Origin of the sequence: Gordoniibacillus kamchatkensis (assembly GCF_000829455.1) — a bacterium.
GTDB lineage: Bacteria > Bacillota > Bacilli > Paenibacillales > NBRC-103111 > Gordoniibacillus > Gordoniibacillus kamchatkensis.
In genome coordinates this window covers 1-23,873 of record NZ_JXAK01000081.1, presented here as the reverse complement: position 1 = coordinate 23,873, position 23,873 = coordinate 1, and the positions used below count along the sequence as shown (strand labels likewise).

20 protein-coding genes and 5 pseudogenes are annotated in these 23,873 nt (G+C 52.6%); 19 read left to right on the top strand and 6 right to left on the bottom strand.

Annotated elements, in window-relative coordinates; all coding sequences use genetic code 11:
* Together SD70_RS29170 and SD70_RS29165 are read left to right on the top strand one after the other, a co-directional pair.
* Window positions 1-806, top strand: an 806-nt coding sequence (locus SD70_RS29170; protein WP_394298036.1) for an NAD(P)/FAD-dependent oxidoreductase, incomplete at its 5' end; no start/stop codon positions are given.
* Between the two features lie 205 nt (window positions 807-1,011).
* Window positions 1,012-1,227 (top strand): annotated as a pseudogene (locus SD70_RS29165) (glycine betaine ABC transporter substrate-binding protein); the annotation flags it as partial.
* Between the two features lie 44 nt (window positions 1,228-1,271).
* Here the strand turns inward: SD70_RS29165 and SD70_RS29160 are convergent.
* Window positions 1,272-1,709: a GNAT family N-acetyltransferase gene (locus tag SD70_RS29160; RefSeq protein WP_041052069.1), complete on the bottom strand. Its 438-nt coding sequence runs from the start codon at window positions 1,707-1,709 to the stop codon at window positions 1,272-1,274.
* 164 nt (window positions 1,710-1,873) lie between these two features.
* Between SD70_RS29160 and SD70_RS29155 the strand changes: the two genes are divergently transcribed.
* From SD70_RS29155 to SD70_RS29135, 5 genes are all read left to right on the top strand, one after another.
* The gene (locus SD70_RS29155) at window positions 1,874-2,626 is read left to right on the top strand and encodes a cyclase family protein (RefSeq protein WP_041052068.1); all 753 of its coding nucleotides are present in this window, start codon (window positions 1,874-1,876) and stop codon (window positions 2,624-2,626) included.
* Between the two features lie 416 nt (window positions 2,627-3,042).
* The gene (locus SD70_RS29150; protein WP_041052067.1) at window positions 3,043-4,863 is read left to right on the top strand and encodes an assimilatory sulfite reductase (NADPH) flavoprotein subunit; all 1,821 of its coding nucleotides are present in this window, start codon (window positions 3,043-3,045) and stop codon (window positions 4,861-4,863) included.
* 37 nt (window positions 4,864-4,900) lie between these two features.
* Window positions 4,901-6,625, top strand: a complete 1,725-nt coding sequence (cysI, locus tag SD70_RS29145; RefSeq protein WP_041052066.1) for an assimilatory sulfite reductase (NADPH) hemoprotein subunit — start codon at window positions 4,901-4,903, stop codon at window positions 6,623-6,625.
* Window positions 6,626-7,044: 419 nt separating this feature from the next.
* Window positions 7,045-7,827, top strand: a complete 783-nt coding sequence (locus SD70_RS29140; protein ID WP_041052065.1) for an SDR family NAD(P)-dependent oxidoreductase — start codon at window positions 7,045-7,047, stop codon at window positions 7,825-7,827.
* Window positions 7,828-8,216: 389 nt separating this feature from the next.
* Window positions 8,217-9,881, top strand: a complete 1,665-nt coding sequence (locus tag SD70_RS29135; RefSeq protein WP_041052064.1) for an RNA polymerase sigma factor — start codon at window positions 8,217-8,219, stop codon at window positions 9,879-9,881.
* Between the two features lie 125 nt (window positions 9,882-10,006).
* On the opposite strand, the pseudogene SD70_RS35460 reads toward SD70_RS29135, so the two are convergent.
* From SD70_RS35460 to SD70_RS29120, 4 genes and pseudogenes are all read right to left on the bottom strand, one after another.
* Window positions 10,007-10,791 (bottom strand): annotated as a pseudogene (locus SD70_RS35460) (AAA family ATPase).
* Between the two features lie 179 nt (window positions 10,792-10,970).
* A complete protein-coding gene (locus SD70_RS39980; protein ID WP_197081218.1) occupies window positions 10,971-11,117 on the bottom strand; it encodes a hypothetical protein in 147 nt (48 codons plus the stop codon).
* Window positions 11,118-11,277: 160 nt separating this feature from the next.
* Window positions 11,278-12,333 (bottom strand): polysaccharide deacetylase family protein, encoded by a 1,056-nt coding sequence (locus SD70_RS29125; protein WP_052488032.1) that lies wholly within the window; start codon window positions 12,331-12,333, stop codon window positions 11,278-11,280.
* A 282-nt stretch (window positions 12,334-12,615) separates the two neighbouring features.
* On the bottom strand, window positions 12,616-12,933 hold the full coding sequence (locus tag SD70_RS29120; RefSeq protein ID WP_041052063.1) for a hypothetical protein: 318 nt from the start codon (window positions 12,931-12,933) through the stop codon (window positions 12,616-12,618).
* Between the two features lie 197 nt (window positions 12,934-13,130).
* Here SD70_RS29120 and SD70_RS29115 point away from each other — a divergent pair, with 197 nt between their 5' ends.
* Window positions 13,131-13,691, top strand: a complete 561-nt coding sequence (locus SD70_RS29115; RefSeq protein ID WP_156158255.1) for a hypothetical protein — start codon at window positions 13,131-13,133, stop codon at window positions 13,689-13,691.
* 211 nt (window positions 13,692-13,902) lie between these two features.
* Here SD70_RS29115 and SD70_RS29110 read toward each other — a convergent pair whose 3' ends face one another.
* Window positions 13,903-14,796: an AraC family transcriptional regulator gene (locus tag SD70_RS29110; protein WP_041052061.1), complete on the bottom strand. Its 894-nt coding sequence runs from the start codon at window positions 14,794-14,796 to the stop codon at window positions 13,903-13,905.
* Between the two features lie 224 nt (window positions 14,797-15,020).
* Between SD70_RS29110 and SD70_RS29105 the strand changes: the two are divergent.
* The 11 genes and pseudogenes from SD70_RS29105 to SD70_RS29055 all read left to right on the top strand — a co-directional run.
* Window positions 15,021-16,135, top strand: a pseudogene (locus SD70_RS29105) (MFS transporter); the annotation flags it as partial.
* Between the two features lie 38 nt (window positions 16,136-16,173).
* Window positions 16,174-16,914: an SDR family oxidoreductase gene (locus SD70_RS29100; RefSeq protein ID WP_041052060.1), complete on the top strand. Its 741-nt coding sequence runs from the start codon at window positions 16,174-16,176 to the stop codon at window positions 16,912-16,914.
* A gap of 16 nt (window positions 16,915-16,930) precedes the next feature.
* A complete protein-coding gene (locus SD70_RS29095; RefSeq protein ID WP_041052058.1) occupies window positions 16,931-17,254 on the top strand; it encodes a carboxymuconolactone decarboxylase family protein in 324 nt (107 codons plus the stop codon).
* Between the two features lie 99 nt (window positions 17,255-17,353).
* Window positions 17,354-18,354 (top strand): annotated as a pseudogene (locus SD70_RS40575) (aldo/keto reductase).
* Between the two features lie 13 nt (window positions 18,355-18,367).
* Window positions 18,368-19,219, top strand: a pseudogene (locus SD70_RS29085) (aldo/keto reductase).
* Between the two features lie 68 nt (window positions 19,220-19,287).
* Window positions 19,288-20,268 carry an aldo/keto reductase gene (locus SD70_RS29080; RefSeq protein WP_041052056.1) on the top strand — a complete coding sequence of 327 codons (981 nt, stop codon included), beginning with the start codon at window positions 19,288-19,290 and terminating at the stop codon, window positions 20,266-20,268.
* A gap of 219 nt (window positions 20,269-20,487) precedes the next feature.
* Window positions 20,488-21,315: a ParA family protein gene (locus tag SD70_RS29075; RefSeq protein WP_041052054.1), complete on the top strand. Its 828-nt coding sequence runs from the start codon at window positions 20,488-20,490 to the stop codon at window positions 21,313-21,315.
* Window positions 21,263-22,198, top strand: a complete 936-nt coding sequence (locus tag SD70_RS29070) for a ParB/RepB/Spo0J family partition protein (RefSeq protein ID WP_449267221.1) — start codon at window positions 21,263-21,265, stop codon at window positions 22,196-22,198. Before SD70_RS29075 ends, SD70_RS29070 begins: the two co-directional genes overlap by 53 nt.
* Window positions 22,199-22,271: 73 nt before the next feature.
* Window positions 22,272-22,505, top strand: coding sequence for a hypothetical protein (locus SD70_RS29065; RefSeq protein WP_041052052.1), 234 nt, complete (start codon window positions 22,272-22,274; stop codon window positions 22,503-22,505).
* The gene (locus SD70_RS29060; protein ID WP_041052050.1) at window positions 22,471-23,079 is read left to right on the top strand and encodes a hypothetical protein; all 609 of its coding nucleotides are present in this window, start codon (window positions 22,471-22,473) and stop codon (window positions 23,077-23,079) included. The genes SD70_RS29065 and SD70_RS29060 overlap by 35 nt, the downstream gene beginning before the upstream one ends.
* Before the next feature lie 47 nt (window positions 23,080-23,126).
* The coding region (locus SD70_RS29055; protein WP_041052048.1) for an SAF domain-containing protein at window positions 23,127-23,873 on the top strand (747 nt) is incomplete at its 3' end.

Below are 23,873 nucleotides of genomic sequence, written 5' to 3'. Positions count from 1 at the left end.
GTCACGGGCGCAGCCGTGACCGGCGTAGCCGCGCTGGAGCGAGGCTGGCGCGTCGAGCTGGGGCGCGGCGCCGAAGCTGCCGGCGCCTCCGCGCGCACGGTTGTGGCCGCGTGGGGCAGGCGGCGCGCGGCGCGGTGGCAGGTGTTGCCGAACCGAAGACAGGCCCCGCCTCCAAAGCTTATGTAGGCTTCAAATTTCATCTGGACGAGCCGAAAACGGCCGGTTTGGCGGCGGAGCCGGTCGTGGAGCTGTATTTTACGCCGCACGGCTATTTGGGCATCGCCCCGATCGAAGCGGGCCGCACGAACGTCGCCGGGCTGCTGACGCTGGAGGCGTTCCGCGGCGCCGGCGGCACCGTGCAAGCGGCGGCGCGCTTTGTCGCCGGCCGCCACGAAGCGTGCCGCCGCCGGCTCGAGGCCGGCACGCCGGTACCCGGCACAGCGTGCTCGGTCGCACCTGTCGCGGCTTCCCGCAAGCCGTCCCCGTGGGGCGCGCTGCCGCGCATCGGCGACGCGGCGGCGTTCATCCCGCCGCTTTGCGGCGACGGGATGGCGATGGCGCTCCGCTCGGCGCTCGTATGCGCCGAGCTTGCCGACGCCTTCCTTCGCGGCCGCTTGACGGCGGCCGAATGGGAGCGCCGCTACCGCGCCGAGCTGCAGCGCCAATTTGCTGCGCCCATGCGCTGGGGCCGGCTGCTGCAAAACGCCTTGCAGCAGCCGGCTCTGGCACCGCTCCTGGGCGGACTCGCCCGCCTCGCGCCATCCATCCCGCCCCGCCTCGTGGCGGCGACAAGGCTGCGCAGCTGAGCGGGGCTTTCTGAAACCGAGAGTGCGGCTTCACTCCCTTAAACGTAAAAAATGCCTATGTTTGTGTCGCAAAAGCCGGACACAAAAATAGGCTCATCATCCCGGATTTATAAAAATGGGAAAAGTTCGTTGGATTCATGGCGCCTCGGAAGGAACGCTCATTTTGAAGGAGCGGCGTCTTTTGGAATCAGCTTGGGCGGATATGCTCCAGGTCGAAGCCGGACCGATGTGGGCCGGCATTGCGGACGGCAGCGCCGACGCGATGGCAGCCGCATGGCTGCCGACAACGCATAAGGATTACGCCGACAAATACAAAGGGAAATTCGAGGATTTGGGCGCGAATCTCAAAGGGACGAAGCTCGGTCTCGTTGTTCCGGCATATATGAATAACAGTTCGATCGAAGATTTAAAGATGAAATAATCGTTCATCGTGTCGCCATGACCGCCTCTCACGCGATGGGGCGGTCATGGTGAAATCTCCTTTTGGAACACCTGCTGCGACTTTACGGTTTTGTAGCCGATCCGGGCATAAAATTGGGGGGCATCCAGCCTCGCTGCGTTCGTTCGCACTCTGATGCTGCCGAACCCCGCCGTCCGTGCCCATTCTTCGCATTTGTTCACCAGCTGCTTGCCGATGCCCTGTCCCCGGCAGTCGCTGTCAACGACGAGCCCGCCAATTTCGGCGAAAGGCGCGGATTCGATCAAATGGCGCCCGTGGGCATGAACCCAGCCGACAAGCTTGCCTTCCCGCTCCGCTACATACAGCGCGTTGCCGCCGTTTGCGAGTATGAAAGCCACTCTTTCCCGGACTTGGCCTGCTTCCGCCGGGTATCCCAACTGACTCGAAAGCCGGGCAATTTCCTCACTATCGTCCGCCAGAGCTGTTCGATAAACGATCTCCATCCTCCACCTCTTTCCGCCATAGTCCGTTTCCACGATATCCGATTTTGCCGCATCCGTAAAGCCGCAGATTATGATACGATAGATGGCGGACAATTTTCCAAGAAGACGAGGAAGCCGTTCATCGTGAGCGGTATCAAATCAAAAAGGGCAGGAGTGGTGGGCATATGGACAGCGCCAAACAACCGTTGGCAGCGCTCAAAGCTGCATTTTCCCAAATGGAAGTCGTCGATTTGACCGTTACTTTGGAGAAAGGCATCCCGCGGTGGCCGTCGCATCCGCATCTGGTTATCGATCAGACCGTCACTCACGAGCACGACGGCTACTATTGCCAAAGCGTATCGTTCGCGGAGCATACCGGGACGCATATGGACGCTCCTTATCACGCTCATCGCGAGCTGCCGCATCTTACCTTGGAAAGCGTTGCGCCGGACGCGCTGATCGGCATGTGCACGAGCATAGATTTATCCGGACGCGAATGGCTCCCGGGCGAGAGTGCCGAGCTTGACGATGTGGAGCGGGCGTTGGCGCGCACAGGGGCCGAGATCGACGAAGGCGATATCGTTCTGATCAATTTCGGCTGGTTGAAGCGGTTTTGGACAACGGGCCGCGATTGGCGTTACTATGCCGACAATCAGCCCGGCCTGACGAAAGAAGTTGCGGACTTCTTGCTGGAAAAGCGCGTTCGCGCGGTCGGCACGGATACGATCGCTGTGGGTACCCCGATAGCGGACGGAGTATCCGGTTACTGCCATTTTCACCAGCGCGTGTTGAAAAACGAAATTTATTTGATGGAATGCCTCGTCAATCTTGAGCTGCTGCCGGCCAAATGCTTCTTTATTGCGGCACCGCTGAAAATACATAACGGTTCCGGCTCTCCGGTCAGAGCGCTGGCCTACATACCGAAGGTGCGCCAATAACAGCGTAAACAGCAAAAAGACCGCTTCCAGGTCATGAGGTTGCCCGAGAAAGGCGGAGCGGAGGATGGGAATGCAGGCCTTGGAGCGAAGCGTGCGCCTTTGAACTCATTTTCCCACCATGTTTTCGAATTCGAGGGAACACAAGTTCAAGGAAGCCGGAGGCCCGCATTCTCAGGTCCGCAGCGCAGTCCCACTTTCACGGACCATCCGAAGACCGCAGCAGCGGTCTTTTTGTTTTATCCGGGCCTCTTTTGCGATTATAGGTATAAAGCCCTTTTATCAACATCCCTAATCAAACTTATAAAATCATTCTAATTGATTCCGATCGGTGAACTATGATATCTTCGATACAGTGAACATGTTATCATTCCGAATCCTATGCTGATCTCCATGCATGCTACGTGAGGTGGATATTGTTGGAACTCCTAGTAACGAACAGTCCCTTTAATCAGGAGCAAGTCGAACTGCTGAATCGCCTTCTGCCTACATTGTCGGAATCGCAAAGGAGCTGGCTCAGCGGGTATTTGACGGCGCTGCAGGGAACGCCGGCTGTGGCGGTGTCCGGCGCGCCGCTTGCCGTCAAGGCGGCTGCTGCACCGGCTCTTTCCAAAGAGGTGACGATACTTTTCGGCTCGCAGACCGGCAACTCGCAAGGGATCGCCAAGAAGCTTTCGAAAAAACTGGAAGAACGAGGCTTCCAGGTGACCGTGTCGTCGATGCGGGACTTTAAGCCGAACGGCCTCAAAAAAGTGCAAAACCTGCTCGTTGTCGTGAGCACTCACGGCGAAGGAGAGCCGCCGGACAACGCCGTAACGTTTTATGAGTTTCTGCACAGCAAGCGGGCGCCGCAGCTGGAGGAGCTGCGCTATTCCGTGCTTGCGCTCGGAGATACGTCTTACGAATTTTTTTGCCAGACGGGCAAAGATTTCGACAAGCGCCTGGAAGAGCTGGGCGGCAAGCGGCTTGCCCCGCGCGTCGACTGCGACGTAGATTTTGAAGAGCCGGCCGCGGAATGGATGAATCAAGTCGTCGCCGCCTTGGGCGAAGCGCCGGCAGCTCCCGCCGCAGCCGCAAGCGGCGTCGCCGCGGCGGTTGCCGGCGAGGCAGAGTCGGAATATTCGAGGTCGAATCCGTTCCAAGCCGAAGTTTTGGAAAATTTGAATTTGAACGGCCGCGGTTCGGAGCGGGAGACCCGTCATATCGAAATATCTCTGGAAGGCTCGGATTTGCAGTACGAACCCGGGGACAGCCTGGGCATTTACCCGGAAAACCACCCTCGCCTCGTGGACGAATTGATCGAAGCGATGGGCTGGAAAGCCGAGGAGCCGGTAACGGCAGGCAAAAACGGCCAGCTGCCGCTTCGGGAAGCGCTGCTGCGCCATTATGAGATTACCGTGCTGACGAAGCCGCTCATCGAGCAGGCGGCAAAGCTGACCGCAAGCAGCAAGCTGAAAGAGCTTCTCGAGGCAGGGCGCGAGCAAGAGCTTCGGGCCTATATAACCGGTCGGGATTTGCTCGATCTGGTGCAGGACTACTCGCTGAAAGGCTTGCCTGCCGCCGACTTCGTTTCGATTTTGCGGAAGCTGCCTGCCCGTCTGTACTCGATATCCAGTTCGCCGAAAGCGTCGCCGGGCGAAGTGCACGTGACGGTTCGCGCGGTGCGTTACCAAGCGCACGGCCGCGACCGGTACGGCGTCTGCTCCGTACATCTCGCGGAACGGGCGGAAGCTGGGGCAACGCTGCCGGTATTCATTCAGCATAACCCGAACTTCAAGCTTCCCGACAATCCGGATACGCCGGTCATTATGATCGGGCCCGGCACGGGCGTAGCTCCGTTCCGAGCATTTTTGGCTGAACGGGAAGAGACCGGCGCCGCGGGGAAAACGTGGCTGTTTTTCGGCGATCAGCGCTTCAGAACCGACTTCCTGTATCAGATCGAATGGCAGCGCTGGCTGAAAGACGGCGTTCTGTCCCGTATGGACGTCGCTTTCTCGCGCGATACGGATCAGAAAGTGTACGTGCAGCACCGGATGCTGGAGAAGAGCCGGGAGCTGTATGAATGGCTGCAGGAAGGCGCGGCGGTCTACGTCTGCGGCGACGAGAAAAAGATGGCGCACGACGTGCACGCGGCCTTGATCGCGATTCTCGAGCAAGAGGGCGGCCTGAGCAAAGAGGAAGCCGCGGCATATTTAACCGGCATGCAAGAGGACAAACGTTATCAGCGGGACGTATACTAAACCCCGGTCGCAAACATTGCGAGAGGAGAAAGCCATCATGTCAGATAATAATCTACTATCGCCGAATAGCGCGCCGCACAGCGATGTCGAAGATATAAAGCGGCGAAGCAATTACTTGCGGGGGACGTTGGCGGAGACGTTCCTGGATCCGCTCACCGGGTCTATCCCCGAAGACGACAACCGGCTTATGAAGTTCCACGGCAGCTATATGCAGGACGACAGGGATCTGAGGGGCGAGCGGCAAAAGCAAAAGCTCGAGCCTGCCTATCAATTCATGGTGCGCGTCCGCGCCGCCGGCGGCGTCGTGACGCCGAAGCAGTGGCTTACGATTGACGAAATCGCCCAGAAATACGCCGGCAACACGATTCGCCTGACGACCAGGCAGTCGTTCCAGTTGCACGGCATTCTCAAATGGAATATGAAGAAGCTGATCCGCGAAGTGAACGACGCTCTGCTCAGCACGCTGGCCGCTTGCGGCGACGTGAACCGGAACGTCATGTGCAACCCGAATCCGTACCAATCGGACGTTCACGCCGAGGTGTACGAGTGGGCGAGCAAGATCAGCCGCCACCTCGATCCACGGACGAGAGCGTATCACGAAATTTGGCTTGACGAAGAGAAAGTGCTGGACAGCCGGGATAGCGATACGGAGCAGGAGCCGATCTACGGGCCCGTTTATTTGCCGCGCAAGTTCAAGATCGGCATCGCCGTGCCTCCTTCCAACGACGTCGACGTGTTTTCCCAGGACCTCGGGTTCATCGCGATTGTCGAAGAAGGGAAGCTGCAAGGCTTCAACGTCACGGTCGGCGGCGGCATGGGGATGTCGCACGGCGATCCGAAGACGTATCCGCAAGTAGGTCAGGTGATCGGTTTCGTCACGCCGGAGCAAGTTATCGACTTGGCCGAGAAAACGGTCACGATCCAGCGCGACTACGGCGATCGTTCCGTACGGAAGCATGCGCGCTTCAAATATACGATCGACGACCGCGGCATCGACTGGTTCATGGACGAACTGGCTGCCCGTCTGGGTTGGAAGCTGGAGCCGGCGCGTCCGTATCATTTTGACCATAACGGCGATCGCTACGGCTGGGTGAAGGGCGCGGGCGGCAAATGGCATCTGACGCTGTTTATCCAGAACGGCCGCATCAGAGACGAAGATAACGTCCAGCTGCTGACAGGGCTGCGGGAGATCGCCAAAGTGCACACCGGGGATTTCCGGCTCACGCCGAACCAGAACCTGGTTATCGGCAGCGTCAGCTCCCAGCAGAAGAAAAAGATCGAGGAGCTCATCAAAAAATACGGGCTATCCGACGGAGCGTACAATTCCGCATTGCGGCGCAATTCCATGGCTTGCGTGGCCTTGCCTACGTGCGGGCTGGCGATGGCCGAATCGGAGCGTTACTTGCCGGCGCTGCTCGCCAAAATCGAGCCGATGCTCGAGGAGTTCGGCCTGCGGGACGAAGACATCGTCATCCGCATGACCGGCTGCCCGAACGGATGCGCCCGCCCGGCCTTGGCGGAGCTGGCGTTCATCGGCAAAGCGCCCGGCAAGTACAACATGTATTTGGGCGGCGGCTTCGCCGGCAACCGGCTGAACAAGCTGTATAGGGAAAACATCGGCGAAGCGGAAATTTTGGATGAGCTGAAGCCGATTCTCGCCCATTATGCGAACGAGCGGCGGGAAGGCGAGCATTTCGGCGATTTCGTCATCCGTGCCGGCTATGTGAAGGAAGTTCGTTCGGGGCAAGATTTTCACGCTTAAGTTTCCGGCCAATACGGCAAACAAAAACAACGCAGGCTGCTTCGGCGGCTTGCGTTGCTTTTTTTTCGGCCCAAAATCCCCGCTGCGGATTGGTTAAAGGGAAATCCTCCATGTAATTTTGATCCCGACTTGTTAAACAAGAACCTAACTGGAAAACTTCCCGTTACTATCGATCGATTTTGAAATCTGATCGATTTTAGCTGATTTTACGGGAGGTTTTCCGTTTAAATGGCTCGAAATCCCCTTTGCAGAGCAATTACCTCCATCAATTCCCGTTAGAATTCCAGCTGCATTGTAAATTAAAATGGACAATTTGCTCAAAATCATACATTGAACCCTAATTATGGACTTAGAGATGACCAGTTTTGTCATATAATGAAGTTGTTTGAGCTTTGCATTTTTTGCGGGGGTGAGTCTAATTGAATAAGACGGCACTTCTGACGGGAGCGTCAGGTGGAATCGGATTCGAATTAGCCAAAATTTTTGCGCTGTATGGACATGATCTCGTTCTCGTGGCAAGGAGAGGGCATAGGCTGGAAGAGTGCGCCGACTACCTGCAAAAAAGCAATCAAGGAATAAAGGTGAGCATCATTTGTGCGGACCTTTCAGTGCCGGGTCAAGAGAGTGAAGTTTATCGGCGGGTAAAAGAGGAAGGGCGCCACATCGACATTTTGGTTAATAATGCCGGGACCGGAACGTATGGAACGTTCCATGAACATGATCTTTCGAAGGCGCAGGGCATCATAAATCTGAATATTGGGGCACTTACGTCGCTGACCAGGCTATTTATGCAAGACATGGTGAACAGAGGGAACGGGAGGATTCTGAATGTGGCCTCTTTGGCGGCCTTTCAGCCGGTCCCATTTATGGCCGTTTATGCGGCCAGCAAAGCGTATGTATTATCATTCTCGGAGGCCATTGCGAGCGAGTTGAAGGGGACGGGGGTACAAGTATCGGTGCTTTGCCCTGGTTTCACCAAGTCTTCGTTAACCGAACAGCTGGGAAGGGAATCGGGAGCCAGGGTATTTCGCCACAATATGATGGACGCGGAGTACGTCGCCTTGGAGGGCTACAAGGGGCTAATGAAGGGCAAGTCGATCATCATTCCGGGTTTTTCCAATAAGCTTTTGCAGCTATCGGGCAGGTTGGCGCCGCGAAAATGGATCACCGCTTTTTCCAAGATGCTGGTGGAACGGAAGTAGCAGATAGCCGCTGACAAGCTGCGAGACAACGACTGGCAGCCTTTTTGCACTAACAGAGACAATAGCGCAACAAATAACACGGGTGCAGGCGCTGCGGAGAAATAAAAATTAACTGTCGGAAGTCAAAAACAATGACCCATCAGAAGTCGCGAAAATCGCGGCTTTTTTCATGTTTGGGTGCTCTCGTCAGAGGCCTTGTTACAGGCAAAGAAACGTGTAGAGGATAATAACTTACGATGATCGAATAAATCTGAAACTGAAAGCAACTTCCCATCGAGACGTGAGAGAGCAGGAGTATGGAGTATAGGATAAAAAATTTTTTAAATTGGCTTTCCGGACCTCAGATCATTAGCGCTTCATGCATCATTACATAGGGAGGGGAATAAACGATGGAAGGAGCGTTAGCGGACAACAGCCTGATTGAACGGGCACGTGCGGGCGACCAGGATGCGTTCGGCGAGCTTGTGCGCAGGCACCGGGCTAAAGCGTTCGATTGGGCGCGAAGCTTTGCTCGAGATCCGCATTTGGCGGAGGACATCGTACAGGAGGCGCTTTTGCGGGCGTTCATGCATCTCGGCACACTGGCCGACATGGACCGTTTCTTGCCTTGGCTGCACAGAATCGTTCGCAACGAGGCGTTAATGAAGCTTCGGAAGGGCGAGAACTCCGGCCGGGAGCGCACATTTACCGGAATCGCGTCAGGTCGTGAAGCGATCGGCGTCGACTGGGGGGATTTGGACAGCATTTTGCACTACATGGCAGGCAAAATGGAACGGATTGATGACGGCGATCCGGCAGTTCGATTGGCGCAAAATGAGTTTCTAGATACCATTCGCCATTTGCTCCGATGTCTTACGCCGAAGGAGCGCGCCGTTTTCGAAGCTCATTTTTTCCGGCAGCTGTCACCATCCGAAATCGCCCGTTTATTCCACACGACTACGGACAATGTTTATCAATCGTTGAGCCGAGCCCGTCATAAAGTCCGGGAGGAGCGCATGCGCATTCGGCTTCAGGATTATATCCGTGAACGGAAGGATGCCAATACGCTGGAAAAAGCGGTGTTGTCACTCAAAAAGGGGCCGGGATCCGGAGAGTGGAAGCGCTGCAAAACATCGTTTGCCGGCGCTGTATATGCAGTTCTGCCGTATTCGGGACGCGATTGTCAATATTCCTTGTCGGATGTGATGGGGCTCACGGCGCAAGCGTTCCGGTTAACGGTAGAGGAAGAAAACATCGATGCGACAGGCCCGACCATGTATTTCTGGGAGTCGAAGTTTCACGACGGGCTTATCAATTTGGGGCTCGAGAGCGAACACGCCGGCGATGGCGGCGCACCCCCGACTCCGTTCATGCTGAACAAGGGCGTTTCCCATATCCGGCGTTCCATCGGAAAAGGCATGCCGGTAGTTGCCTGGGATTTGGCGGCACCGGAGTTTGGCATCATTTACGGCTATGACGATCCTGAGCAGCTGTTATATGCAGAAGACGCGCGGGGAAAGAAGCAGATTCCTTACGACGGGCTCGGCCGCGGCATGTCCGGAGGATTGTTCGTCATGTCCGTTACGGGAGAGAAGCGGATCGACGAATGGGAGGCGGTTCGGGGCGCTTTGGACATGGCTATCCGGCACGCGTACGGAGAGTTGACGTTTGTCGGGTACGTTTGCGGATTAGAAGCCTATGACTGCTGGAAGGAAGCATTCCTCAAGCATCGGGTCGACCCGATCGGAAACGCATATACGTTGGATATTGTTGCTGATGCGAGAGCTTATGCAGCGGACTTCCTTAACGGCTTGGCCATTAAGCTGGAGGATGCCGGGCGCGGAGATTCCGCCTTCCTTGCCGCAGATGCGGCAAGACATTATGGAGAAGCGGCCGTGGCCCTAAAGGAATTATCTTTGCTGTTCCCGTTCCCGTCGGGGGGAGCGCCGAATGAACCGGAGACTGCCGAAACTGCAGTAGAATTGATCGGCCGCGCACAATCCGCAGAAGGGGCCGGGGTCCGTTTGCTCGAGCGATTAAGCCGAAGCATTCGTCTGCTTGTGAAGCAAGAATAAATGGAGGTTATGAAAATGGAGACGCAAACGGCAAAAATCATCGAAGGATATATATATAACGGCGCAAGGAGCAATTTGGCCAATATTAACGCTTATAGCGCAGCTTTGAAGCATTGGGGCAGCGTTCATCCGTATACCCCATGCAGATAGTACTGGAACACATCCACCCGCCCGTCATAATCGGGAGCATCGACCCAGAGCTGCCTGTCGAAGCGCCCGGGGCGAAGCAGCGCGGGATCGAGCACGTCCGGCAAGTTGGTCGCCGCTATCGTCAGCACCGCAGGCCGCTCCGCCTTTTTGCGCCGCAGCCCGAGGTTGCGAAGCAGCTTGGCGAACCAGGAGCCGTCGATGTTCGGCGGGTCCATCTGCAGCAGCAGCTCGTTGAGCAAGCCTGCACCGCCCATGCCGAACAGCCCGCCGCCGCCGCCGCCCGCCTGCCGGCTCATGCCGATGGCGTCGATCTCATCGATGAAAATGATGCACGCGCCGTACACTTTCGCCAGCTTCCGGGCTTTTCTGTAGAGGCGCATCACCTTCAAGTTGCCTACGCCGTAAAACATGTTTTGGAGCTGGGGGCCGAAGCGTAAGCGAAAGGCACCTGCGCTTCGTTGGCAATTACTTGAGCCAAGTACGATTTGCCCGTCCCCGGAGGTCCGCAGAGCAGAAAGCCGCGAATCGCTTCGCCGCCCATTTCCTTGAACTCCTTGACGCCACCCAGCAGGACGACGATCCGCTTGGCATTTTCCACGATTTCCGGGTTTCCGCGATAATCGTCCCAGGTAGCGCCGGTCTCGCCGGGCAAAATCCAATACGTGCGTCCCCGTGCCAAAAACCAGAAGAGGGCTGCAAACTGGACGATAATGAACAGAACGGCGAAAAGGAGCTGCAGCCCGAGGCTGCCGATTCCCATCGCGATCATCCAGCCGACTGGCCCTCCCGCCCACAACAGCACGCCGATGACGACGAGGGCTGCGAGCCAGAGGAGCAATTTGCGCCATTTGATCCATCGATATCTCCTCATCGGCCCACTTCCTTAATAGACGGTTTGGATTATTCTATTATGCAAAAATAAGACTCGTCAATAAATTTTTATAAGCGCATACAGAAAACTATTCTCGTTAGCAGAACCGTGACGATATCCATCGCTTTCATCGCCCCCGTGATCGAGAGCAGCGTTATGACGAGAATGACCGGACGGATGAGCGGCATGGTCAAGTAGCGCACCTTGAGAGCCATCCGACAGCGCCGTCGATTTCCCCGGCCTCCAGCATTTCCTTCGGGATAGCGAAAATGGCCGAAAGCACGAGTACGACATAGAATCCGGTCCATTGCCACGCGTTCGCAATCACGAAGGGCAGGCGGAATCGAGCGATCCCCCTGCCCTTTTCATTGTTCTTTATTTGCCTGCACTAAGCTTGGCAATCAGCAGTTTATCGGACATGTAGGGCGAACCGGCGTTAATCCGCTTAATCAGCTTATCTTTGTCCGTGTTGAGCCCTTCCGTCCCCGTGAACAAAAAAGGAATGCCGGCCTGATTCGCTACATCGACGACCGCCTGGTTATATTGACCGTGCGGCAAACAGAGCAAATTCACTTTGTTCCCCAGTTGCGCGTTCAGAATATCGTCCGCCTTCTGGAAGTCGGCGAGCAGCCTGGCCCTGTACTCGGACTCCGTTTCGATTTGCTTTGTCGCCGGATTCACCAGCTTCGTTACAAGCTCGGACAGTTCCTTGCCTTTTACGATCACCGACTCATGGGAATGATACGAGTGGGAGTAGAAGCTGAATCCGTCCGCGTGCATTTGCTTGATTTCTGCCCATGTCAGGATAGGCGGCAGCCTGGACACGCTGTCCTCTATATAACCGACGATGAGAAACACGGTGGCTGTCATGTTCTCCTGCTTCAGCAACGGATACGCATATTTATAGACAGACTCGTACCCGTCGTCAAAAGTAATGACGACCGCGTTCGGCGGAACGGGTTTCTTTTTTTGCAGAAAATCGACGAAATCCTCCACCGAAATGACGCGGAAACCGTGGTTTCTGAGCGTCTCCAGATGGGCCTTGAATCTTTCCGGTGTAATCGTAATCGACGATTCTTTCGGATCGAGATGATGATACGTAAGCACCGCCACTTTGTTCCGATAGTAAATCTTTTGCGGTTCGTTCGCGGCTTGGAACTGCTCCTGCACTTGCCGGGTTACGGCTTGCGGGCTTGCGATCGTCTGCATGGCTGGTTGCGCGCCGGATTCCGGGTCCGCCAGCTTAGGATCGGGGTCGGCATCCGTGCCTAATGCGGCCGTTTCCTTGATAGGCTCAGCCGGTACCGCTGCCGCCGGAGAGCTGTTGTCCTGAAGCTTTACCGCTCTTTGATGCAAAACACCTGCCGCCACCATCAAAACAAAAAAAGCAACCAAAAGCCATTGCCACCGTCTCCCAGCAAACGCTCTCATCCCTGAACTTCCTCTCCATTTTGCTCGCATGGCATCATTATAACTCGTTCGCGCGAGAACAGGTATGGGTCGCCAAGATCCATTTGTTGGGGTTCGTCGACAGATAAACAAAATGGCCATTTATATTATCGGACCGAACACTTCAATCGAAATTTCTTCACCCGGCAGGCAATCATTCGCAAACTCATATTTTTCGATAATCATGCTCTCTTGCTTATGCGCAATCCCGTTCCCCTGCTACGATATCGCTCCAAGGTAACCTGTTTCAAGAGCATGCCCCCTCTATTCGTCCAATTCGGCGGCAACTCTGCGAAAAGCGTCGATGGCGGAAGCATCGTAAGGCTTTGCCTCCTCCAACAGCTTTGCCGCTTCCAACCGGCGTTCCGTGTCCTCAATAAGCCCGCGCGGCTGTTCCCATGGGAACAATTGATACACTTTATTGAACTTCTCGCGAACAACGCCGAAGCTTTCGATAGCTTCATGCAGCGCTTTGGGGGCACCGTGACCCAACCGTTGTTTCGCTTCGAGCAAGAATTTGTACCCATTCGTGCGGCATGTATCCCATTCGTGCGTATTGTACGCGAAAAACCAACCGTCCACGGTTCCCTTGCGCAGCTGAGAGACCCAATGGTCGTAAACGGCATCGCTACCATCGTTTGCGCGCCTGTCAGGCTGCCCCCGGCAAATTCCGCTGCCAGTCTGAGCGCATCCCTTACTGTCCTTCGGTCGTTTTCTTCCTTGCCGTTCGGCATCATCCAATGCACATCGACTAGCCCGTCGCGCTCGCCGAGGGACTGGTGCGGAATCAGCTTTGTACCGTGCCAACAGCTGATGATATAGGCCGATTCCGATTCGTCGTAGCCCTGGACCACGCTTGTTTCGCCGTAATTAAAGTAAAATCCCTGCCCAAAGCAAGTGTATCCGGCATCGACGGCTTTCCTGACGGCATCCCACGCTTCATCACGGAGCTTGTTCAACGCCTCGCCATGCGCAACCGCACTCACGCCTTCAACCTGCACGCCGAGATTGTTCAGCAGGCCGACTATGCGGCTGTGCGGAAGCTCATACAGCACGGGAGCGGTATTCACTTCCTCCGCAACACGGAACATGAATGGGGTACCTATGGCTCCGTACAGCCATGTGGAGTGCGTAATAGGAATGCAACGAATCGATACGTAGAAATCCTTTATTTTCAACACTTTGCGCGATTTATGACTTTTACGGCGGATGGTAGCGACTTCAAAAATAAGGTATTGAAAGACAAAATTGGTGTTTCCGTCGTCTTGGACATGGATTTGGACGTCGGGTGTGTAGACATGTTGAATTCATTAGTATCAGACCACTACACCATCAGTTAGGGAGGGATTAAACTAACGGGAAGTTAGTGCAGCGAAAGGCACGTTGCTGTTAAGTGATGAATCTACGGTTGCAGCGTTGGATACAAGGCCCGATTTATAAAGGTTCAATAAAGCTATTGGGCGGTACACTTATATGACGAGAAAACAAACAAGGAGCATATCATAGTGCAGCTGCTCCTTGTTTTATTAAGCTACTTGGAGACGATTCTGGCTACGCCCTTAGGCGCTTTATATCCTCCCTAGGCGGAAAACCAAACATTCGTGAATACTCACGGCTGAATTGCGAAGGGCTTTCATACCCTACTCGAAATGCAACATCAGTGGCATCTGCTGATTCGGTTAATAATAGACGACGGGCTTCCCGCAACCTTAGTTGTTTTTGGTACTGAATAGGGCTCATCGCAGTTACCTCTTTGAAGTGCCTATGAAGCGACGAAACACTCATATTTACTTTTTCCGCAAGCTCCTCAATCCGAAATGACTTATCAAAATTATTCGTGATATGTTCAATTACGTCTTTTATTTGATGAGCAGAGCTGCCCTCTATTGCAATCTGTTCGAGCATAACCCCTTGCCGATCTTGCAGAACCCTATAGAGAATCTCCTTCGTGAATAGCGGAGCAAGAATTGGTATATCCTTCGGGTTGTCAAGCAGACGAGCTAACCTGATAACCGCATCCAATAAGGGCAGCTCTATCCGGCTGACAAACATACCTCGCTTTGCATTTTCTCTCGGTCTTACCCGGATTTCAGAATCACGTAAAACCTCTAGGATTTGATTCGCCGTAAATTCAAGTTTGAAACCAAGATATGGAACATCGGGCGTCGCTTCAGTGACTTGGGTGATTACTGGCAAGTGAACGGATGCAACAAGGTAATCCGTAGGACTGTACCTAAAGTGCTCCTGTGCAAGCCATACCTCCTTCGCCCCTTGAACCACTATACATAAGGAAGGCTTGTAAACTCCATGTCGTGGTACGGTCGCATTCGAGTCACGCATGAAAAATAAGGACGGAATAGCAGTTTGGTGAACACCGTCCTTTGTTGAGTAACGTTCAATGATCTGGACGAGTTCATCGTGCTGTTTTGTGATGATATCAGACATTTGATCTCTCCTTTCCGATATATTCATAGTTCGATTATAGCCCATATCCGTTTGTTACATAAGTGGTGGTGAGAGGATTAGGCAAACATCTGGCATGAATGAGATAACGGCTACGTTGTCTTCTGGTGCATAATAAGGGTATGGAAAGGGGGAAAGAATACTTTGCAATGAGCAACACCTGGAAAATTTACATCCTGACCCTTATCAGCTTTTTCGTCGGTACGTCACAGTTCGTGATCTCGGGTATTTTAGATGAAGTCGCTGCTTCCGTCGGCGTATCGTTATCGGCGGCGGGACAAATAATCACTGTTTTCGCGCTTGCCACAGCAATTGGTACCCCTGTAGTCATGGCGATGACAGCGAAGACGGGGCGACGTAAGCAACTGTTGCTGGCGCTTGCCATCACGCTACTCGGCGTCATCTTGACAGTCGCCTTGCGGGGGTATGGCTTCCTGCTTCTCTCTCGTATCGTACTCGGGGTCGGATCAGGCGTATTCGTCGTCACCTCTTATGCAACAGCTGCAAATTTGGCACCTGCTGGACGACAGGCCAGTGCGATGTCCAACGTATCGCTTGGTTTTAGCTCCTCACTCGTTTTCGGCGTTCCGATTGGTCGAGTTGTGGCTGTCGCTTATGATTGGAAGGTGATTTTCTGGGGCATTGGATTGTTCACCTTGCTTGGAATATTCGCCGTAGCAAGGTGATTCCGTCTACGCAAGGGGAAGCATCTGTCCCTATTGGCAAACAACTTGCCCTCTTTAAAAATCCGAAGATCGCTACCGCTCTCGTCGTGACCTTCTTTGTTTTTACTGGCTATTCGGTGGTCAATACGTATATTACCCCTTTCCTCACCTCAGTTATGTCGTTGCGTGGGGGAATAGTGAGCGTCATTCTTCTCGGATTAGGCATCGCGAGCTTAATCGGCTCTAAACTTGGCGGAATTTCGGCGGATCGGATGGGCATAGCTCGCACGCTGTTCTTGAGCATGATCGTACAGGCTATATCGCTTGTGTTGCTATCTATAAGCACAGGGTCAAACTTCGTCGCGATTCCGTTACTTGCCCTTTGGACAATCGCCGCTTGGACGTTCGGACCGACGCAGAACTATAACCTTTTATCACTTGCTCCTGAAGCTTCTGGTATCATGCTCAGCTTGAACAGCACTTTCGTACAGCTCGGGTTTGCAATTGGGGCTGGCATCGGCGGAGTTGCTGTCGGTGAATCGTCGATATTATCGATCTGCTGGATTGGAGCCGCAGTTGCGGCGGCGGCGGTCGTCATGGCGTCCGTTTCCTTTGGACTTACCCGTACTTTCTCAAAGCGCACGGCAGTGAGGTAAAAATTAAACTTATAAAAGAAAGGGCTGTTTCATCTCTAATGTCAAATATTCAAGGGAAAGTTGTCGTTATTACCGGCGCTTCTAGTGGAATTGGAGAAGCAACTGCAAAAAAGCTTGCCTCAAAAGGTGCTAAGTTAGTTCTCGCAGCGCGTCGATTAGACAGACTGGAACAGTTACAGAAAGAAATCCAAGACAGCGGCGGAGTGGCGATTTATCAAGTGACTGATGTGACATCCAATGAACAGATGGAAGCATTAGCTCAGCTTGCACTGACACAGTTTGGGAAAATTGATGTGTTGGTTAACAACGCAGGAATCATGCCGCATTCGCTCCTTTATAAGAAGCACATTGACGAGTGGAATCAAATGATCGACGTCAACATCAAGGGTGTACTGTACGGCATTGCAGCCGTTCTGCCCTCCATGAGAGAGCGAAAAGAAGGGCACGTCATCAATCTGTCTTCCGTGGCGGGACACGTTGTTGGAGCCGGAAGTACGGTCTATGCGGGAACGAAGTTTGCTGTGCGTGCAATCTCTGAAGGACTGCGCAAAGAAGAACTCGGAAACAACATTCGTGTCACCATCATCTCACCGGGAGCCGTGGCTACTGAATTGCCCAATTCCATTACGGATATGGATCTTAAACCTGGAATTTTAGAAGCATACAAAGGTGCCATCGACGCGGAGAGCATCGCAAGCGCCATTGCCTTTGCCATTGAACAACCATCCAATGTGGCGATCAATGAGATGCTTATTCGTCCAACGCATCAAGAACGGTAAGGGAAGGTGGGGTAAAATGTCAAATTCAAAAGAGGTAACCAGGGCACAGAAACTGATCGGAGATATTGCACCGAAGCTTGCGCAATTAACCGATAACGTTTTGTTTGGAGATGTATGGGCGCGTAAGGAGCTTTCACCACGCGACCGCAGCTTGATTACGGTTTCCTGTCTACTTACAAGCGGAAATACGGAACAACTGAAATCCCATTTGAATTTAGCAAAACAAAATGGGATTTCGGAAGAAGAGTTGATTGAAGCGATTACCCATCTGGCTTTTTACGCGGGTTGGGCGAAGGCGATGTCCGCAATGATGGTCGCAAAAGAAGTTTTCAGCACATAAGTGCTGCCGAGCAACCAACCAATGTCGCATATAACCAGAAAATATTCGCCCTACACGTCAAGAGCTTAGAACTTGTTTGTCCGGGGAGGAGAAAATGAGATGGAGTTTCGTTCTCTTGGAAAAACAGGGTTAAAAGTAACGAACCTGTGTGTTGGCACAATGACATTTGGCAACCAGGCGGACAAACAAACCTCGTTCGAGATTCTTGACAAAGCGTTTGTCGCCGGTGTGAATTTTATAGACACAGCAGATGTATATCCTATTGGGAGACAATCGGTTGACATAGCTGGTACAACCGAGTCGATTATCGGGGAATGGCTGGGAAGTAAACGGGACAAAGTAGTTCTCGCAACCAAGTGTTTTGGCGCAATGGGAAGCGGTCCGAATGATCAGGGTTTGAGCCGAAAGCACATCATGACGCTGTCGAGGAAAGTCTTCGCCGCCTAAAAACGGATTATCTCGACCTATATCAGGCGCACCAACTTGACCCGATCACGCCTATGGATGAAACGTTACGTGCGTTTGACGATCTCGTAACGCAAGGCAAAGTTCGCTACATCGGAGTTTCAAATTGGCGGGCTTGGCAAGTTTCGAAAGCAAATGGAATTGCCAACCGAAGGGACTACGCTCGTATTGTGAGTGTTCAGCCACGTTACAATCTGTTGTTCCGAATGATTGAGGATGACTTGGTTCCCATGGCAATCGACGAAGGAATCGGCATTATCTGTTACAATCCGCTTGCGGGCGGTTTGCTTACAGGACGATATAACAAAAATTCGCCTATCGTAGAGGGAACCCATTTCGGACTTGCAAACAATGTGGGTAAGTTATATCAACAACGCTACTGGCAAGAAGCCAATTTTAACGCTGTTGAACGGTATCAAGCATGGTGCCAAGACCTTGGCTACGATCCGGTCACGACGGCGGTGCATTGGGTAACACAACAGCCGGGAATCACGTCCGCTATAATCGGTGCGAGCCGCCCTGAGCACTTAGAAGCGAGTTTGCGTGCGGCTCAAACGGCTGATTTGACAAAAGAAGATTTGGCGTGGCTCGATGAACTGTGGTTCTCGTTGCCTCGTCGTCGCGAGTACAATTAGGAGAGGATTTCATATGAAAAATGTAACTTTGAACAACGGTGTTGAAATGCCAATACTCGGTTTTGGTGTTTTTCAGATGGCTGATCTAAATGAATGTGAACAAAGTGTTTACGAACCATAACGGCAGGCTATCGGCTGATTGATACAGCTGCCTCTTATCTAAACGAAGAAGCTGTTGGCAGAGCAATCAAACGGAGTGGCGTAGCACGAAAGGAACTATTTATCACTACAAAACTGTGGGTTCAGGACACGGGGTATGAGCGCACCAAGAAGGCATTTGAAAAATCACTGAAACGATTGCAATTGGATTATTTGGACTTGTATTTAATTCATCAGCCATTTGGCGATGTGTATGGCTCTTGGCGTGCTATGGAGGAGCTGTATCGAGAAGGAAAGGTACGTGCAATCGGCGTTAGTAACTTCCATGAGGATCGTCTGATCGATTTAATTCTTCATAATGAAGTCGTTCCAACCGTAAACCAGGTGGAAACGCACCCCTTTAACCAACAAATCGAAAATGCGAAATTCATGAAAGAGAACAATGTTCAGATCCAGTCTTGGGCACCTTTTGCTGAAGGAAAAAACAACCTGTTTCAAAATGAGGTGTTGGTGTCCATAGCCGAAAAGCATAATAAATCGGTCGCTCAAGTGGTACTACGTTGGTTAACTCAAAGAGAAGTCGTTGTCATTCCAAAGTCTGTTCGCAAAGAAAGAATCGTCGAAAATTTCAACATCTTCGACTTTGAGTTACGCCAAGACGGATATGGAGAAGATTGCCGCGTTAGATACGAAGCAGAGCCTGTTCTTTTCACATCGCGATCCTGAAATGGTGAAATGGATCGCTACCCGTAAAATTCATGATTGAACCTAAAAAGCGTGTGAATTGTCAGTTCACCCCCTTTTTAATGACAAATGGGAAGGAGTGTGCCGTTTTTGGAGTTTACGAAACTTGGAAACACGGGTTTGGAGGTTTCTCGAATCTGTCTTGGTTGTATGGGCTTTGGTGTAGCAGAACGGTGGACTCATCCGTGGGTCATTGATGAAGAGCATAGCCGTCCGGTTATTAAAAAAGCGCTTGAACTGGGTATTAATTTTTTTGATACGGCAAATTTATATTCAGATGGGACAAGTGAGGAAATTGTTGGACGTGCGCTAAAGGATTATGCTAATCGGGATGAAATTGTCCTCGCCACGAAGGTTTGGGGGCGTATGCATCAAGGTCCAAACGGTGCAGGGCTGTCCCGAAAGGCAATCATGAGTGAAATTGATAAAAGCCTTAAGAGACTGGGAACCGATTACGTTGATTTGTATCAAATCCATCGTTGGGATTACACTACGCCTATTGAAGAGACTATGGAAGCCATGCATGATGTCGTGAAGGCGGGCAAAGCAAGATACATTGGTGCTTCAGCGATGTTTGCCTGGCAGTTCTTGAAGGCGCTGCATGTTGCAGAGAAGAATGGGTGGACACGGTTTGTATCCATGCAGAATCACTTAAACCTAATATACCGTGAAGAGGAACGCGAGATGCTGCCTCTTTGTAAGGAAGAAAAAATCGGCGTGATTCCATATAGTCCGCTTGCATCAGGAAGATTGACGCGTGATCGTGGGGAAACGACAGAACGTTCCAAAACCGACGAAGTTCAAAGGCGAAAATACGATGCAATGGCTGACGCTGATCAATCAATTCTAAATCGCGTGGCAGAACTCGCAGAAAAACACGGAGTTCCCCGCTCTCGAATCGCTCTTGCATGGTTAATGCAAAAACAACCGGTTGTAGCACCTATCGTCGGTGCTACGAAGTCGTCACACCTTGAAGATGCTGTAGGAGCGCTTTCGTTGAAGTTAGCGCCTGAAGAAATTGCGTACCTAGAGGAGCCGTATGTACCACACCCTGTGGTAGGTGCAAACTGACTGTAAGCCAGGTTGTTGAACTATCGGATACGATAGTTGAATTGTAGCTCTGTAATACCGAAAAATTCGTTAGAGTTTGTTTAGCAGCCTTATATTATGAATATTCAAGAGAACGCCCTTCTTGCGGTGTTCTCTTTTTATATAAATACTATGTAAAAAGCCGGTTGCCCTGAAATATTCAGTGCAGCCGGCTTTTTGCGTGAAAGGAGAAGTGTAAGGATGACCAAGGTGATCGCCCTCGCCAATCAGAAAGGCGGCGTGGGCAAAACCACAACGGCGGTCAACCTGGGGATCGGTTTGGCTGGGGATGGGAAAAAGGTTTTGCTGGTCGATGCGGACGCGCAAGGTAACCTGACGGATTCGTTAGGGTTCCACGAACCGGATAATCTGTCGGTATCTTTGGCCACATTGCTGACGAAAACGATGCTGGAAGAATCCTATGAAGCGCGGGAAGGTATTTTGCATCACCATGAAGGCGTTGACCTGATGCCAGGCAATATTGAATTGTCCGCTGTTGAGGTATCGCTCGTCAACACGATGAGCAGAGAAACGATTTTGCGTTCGTACATCGACTCTGTTAAAGCCGATTACGACTACGTGCTGATCGACTGCATGCCGAGTTTGGGCATGTTGACCATTAATGCGCTTGCCGCGGCGGACAGCGTGATTATTCCCGTTCAGGCACATTATTTGCCCGCCAAAGGAATGACCCAACTGTTGCAGACCATTGCCCGTGTTCGCAGGCAGATCAATCCGAAGTTGGTTTTGGACGGCGTGCTGCTCACAATGGTCGATAGCCGGACGAAATTCGCCAAGGATATTTCATTCATTCTTCGACGCGACTACGGTGACAAGCTGCGTGTGTTCAACACAGAAATCCCCTTATCCGTTCGCGCGGCGGAAACAAGCGCCAAGGGGAAAAGCATTTACGTCCATGATCCGGATGGGAAAGCTGCGGAGGCTTATGCCGCCTTTACGAAGGAGGTGCAGAGTATTGGCAGAGAAAGACGACATGCGCGCCAGCATCAAGCTGACCACAGTCGCTGATTTATTCTCCACGGAGGAGAGCCGCGCCGATGAAAAGCGGGAGAAGGTGATGGATATTCCTCTGTCGGAAATCAGCGACTTTCCCGGCCATCCGTTCAAGGTGAAGGCGGATGAAGCGATGCTGGAAATGGCGGACAGCGTGAAGCAATACGGCGTTCTTGTTCCCGGCCTGGTACGTCCGAAGGCGGATGGCGGCTACGAAATGGTAGCCGGGCATCGACGAAAAAAAGCGAGCGAACTGGCAGGCAAAGAAACGATGCCCTGCATCGTTCGAGAACTGGACGATGACCAGGCGATCATTATTATGGTTGACAGCAACTTGCAACGGGAAAACATTTCGCCAAGTGAGAAAGCATTTGCCTATAAGATGAAGCTGGAGGCAATGAATCGGCAAGGTCAACGGACTGACTTAACCTCCCGACAAGTTGTCGGGAGGTTAGAGAGCGCTGATATTATTGGCCGAGAGGTGGGAGAAAGCGGCAGACAAATCCAGCGCTATATCCGCCTTACCGAACTAACTCCTTCTATTCTCGAAATGGTGGATGATAAACGAATCGCCTTCAATCCCGCCGTAGAGATATCTTACTTGGCCGAAGAAGAACAGCATGCCCTGTACGAAACGATGCAATCCGAGGACTGCACACCTTCGCTGGCACAGGCGCAGCGCATGAAAAAACTGAGCCAGGACGGACGGCTTAACGTGGATGTCATCTTCTCGATTCTCACAGAGGAGAAGCCGAACCAGAAAGAAAAGATGATCATTCGGCGCGAGCGGATCGACCGTTTCTTCCCGAAGGACTTTACCGAAAAGCAAAAGGAAGACCTGATCGTACAACTGTTGGAAAGCTGGTATAAAAAACGGCAACGGGAACTGGAACGTTAACCTGAATCCAGTTCGGCAGGCACTCTCCCCTAGACGGAGAGCTTTTTTATGCCCATTTTTGGGGAGGCGATTCATGATGTATTTCACAAAAGGGAGGCGTCGTCAATATGAGCGCCTGATGCAAGAAAAGCCGGGTTTCAACCGCTTTGAAGTTTTGGAGGATGAGATCGAGCAGCCGCACACGCGAGACAAGAAATCTCGTAATGTCGGCCAATCAAAGCAAAACCGGGGAACGAAGAATGACCGCAATTTTCCAGGAAAAGAGGACGGCAATGGAAAAAATGAAGCGAATGGTGGACAACTATGAAGTCGTTCAGGCCATCTCCATCGGGAAGGTGGAAGTACTGCTTGGCATAGACGAATCCAATGCCGAACGTCCGTACATGGTTTGTACCTGCACCCGAAACAATTCGTTGGGTGTCGAGCAATTTTACGCGATTGCGGCCGGCGCGGAATATCTTGAAGCCGTGCATGACTTTATTTCCCGCGTGCAATGGGGACTGGAGGATCTCAAAGAAGAAAGGGCCAGTGTCAAGGTCCCCCTATCTCCTCTTACGCAAGCCCAATGCCAGCCGATTCGCGAAGACATGCGCATTGACAACCAGGTTGTCGTCATCCGGCCGGAACGGTTGCGACCTGAATATCGCACCGCTGTTAACCAGCTTGTGCTGGCGCTAAGCGGCTTTGGCACCTCTGCCAATTCCCGAGGTCGCGCCGTCTACGTGTTAAATCTATATACCGGTGAAGAGGCTCGCTGGAATCGAGAGGATTTTATGGGTCTGATAAAACCGGAGCATATGCCTGCATGGGCGCAAGAAAAATTGGAGCAGCATCAGATTGGAACTCAGCAAAAACCGAAGCAACGTGACGAAGCCCGGTAAAGTCAATCGACAGCACTTCAATTTTGGTTTGAAAGGAGACGTGAGCGATGTCGTGGACGTATCGGCACCGCAAGGCGCTTATCATCGCGGCGATTGCCGTAAGCGTTTGTTTACTGGCTGCTGCGGCCATTTATTCTCTGATCAAGCAATCAGAGCAAGAGCAGCAACAACAGCAAATGAAGGAACATTATGAAAGGCAAATCGAAGAATTGAAAACGATAGAGGAACAATCGCGCAGAAGCGTTTGGACTGTGGCGCACACTGTTCCGGCCGGCGGCATCGTGAAGGCGGAAGACCTCAAGTCTGTTCCGCTGCCTGCGAATCTGGTGCCGCAAGGAATGATTACTGATCAGAACGCGGTCATTGGCAAAAGCGCCAAAATCGAATTAGAGCCAGGCACGCCGTTGATGCCTTCCATGCTGTACGAGGGCGCGCCAATCCCGAAGGATTTGCGGGTGCAGGAGTTTCAAGTCATTCAGCTTCCCTCCAATCTGCAAAAGGGACAGTACATCGACGTGCGAATCAACTTCCCGACTGGCGAGGATTTTGTCTTGCTGGCGAAGAAGAAGGCGCGGGAGTTGTCCGGCAATGTCATCTGGCTGGAAATGAACGAGCTGGATCTATTACGGACTTCAAGCGCGATCATCGATGCCTACTTGCAAGGCGCGCGGCTGTATGCCCTGCCCTACATCGAGCCGGGCTTGCAGGAAGCGGCGGCGGTCAATTATCCCGCCAATCCGAAGGTGTTAGACTTGATGGCGCATGATCCGAACCTGCTCGAAAAAGCGACAACC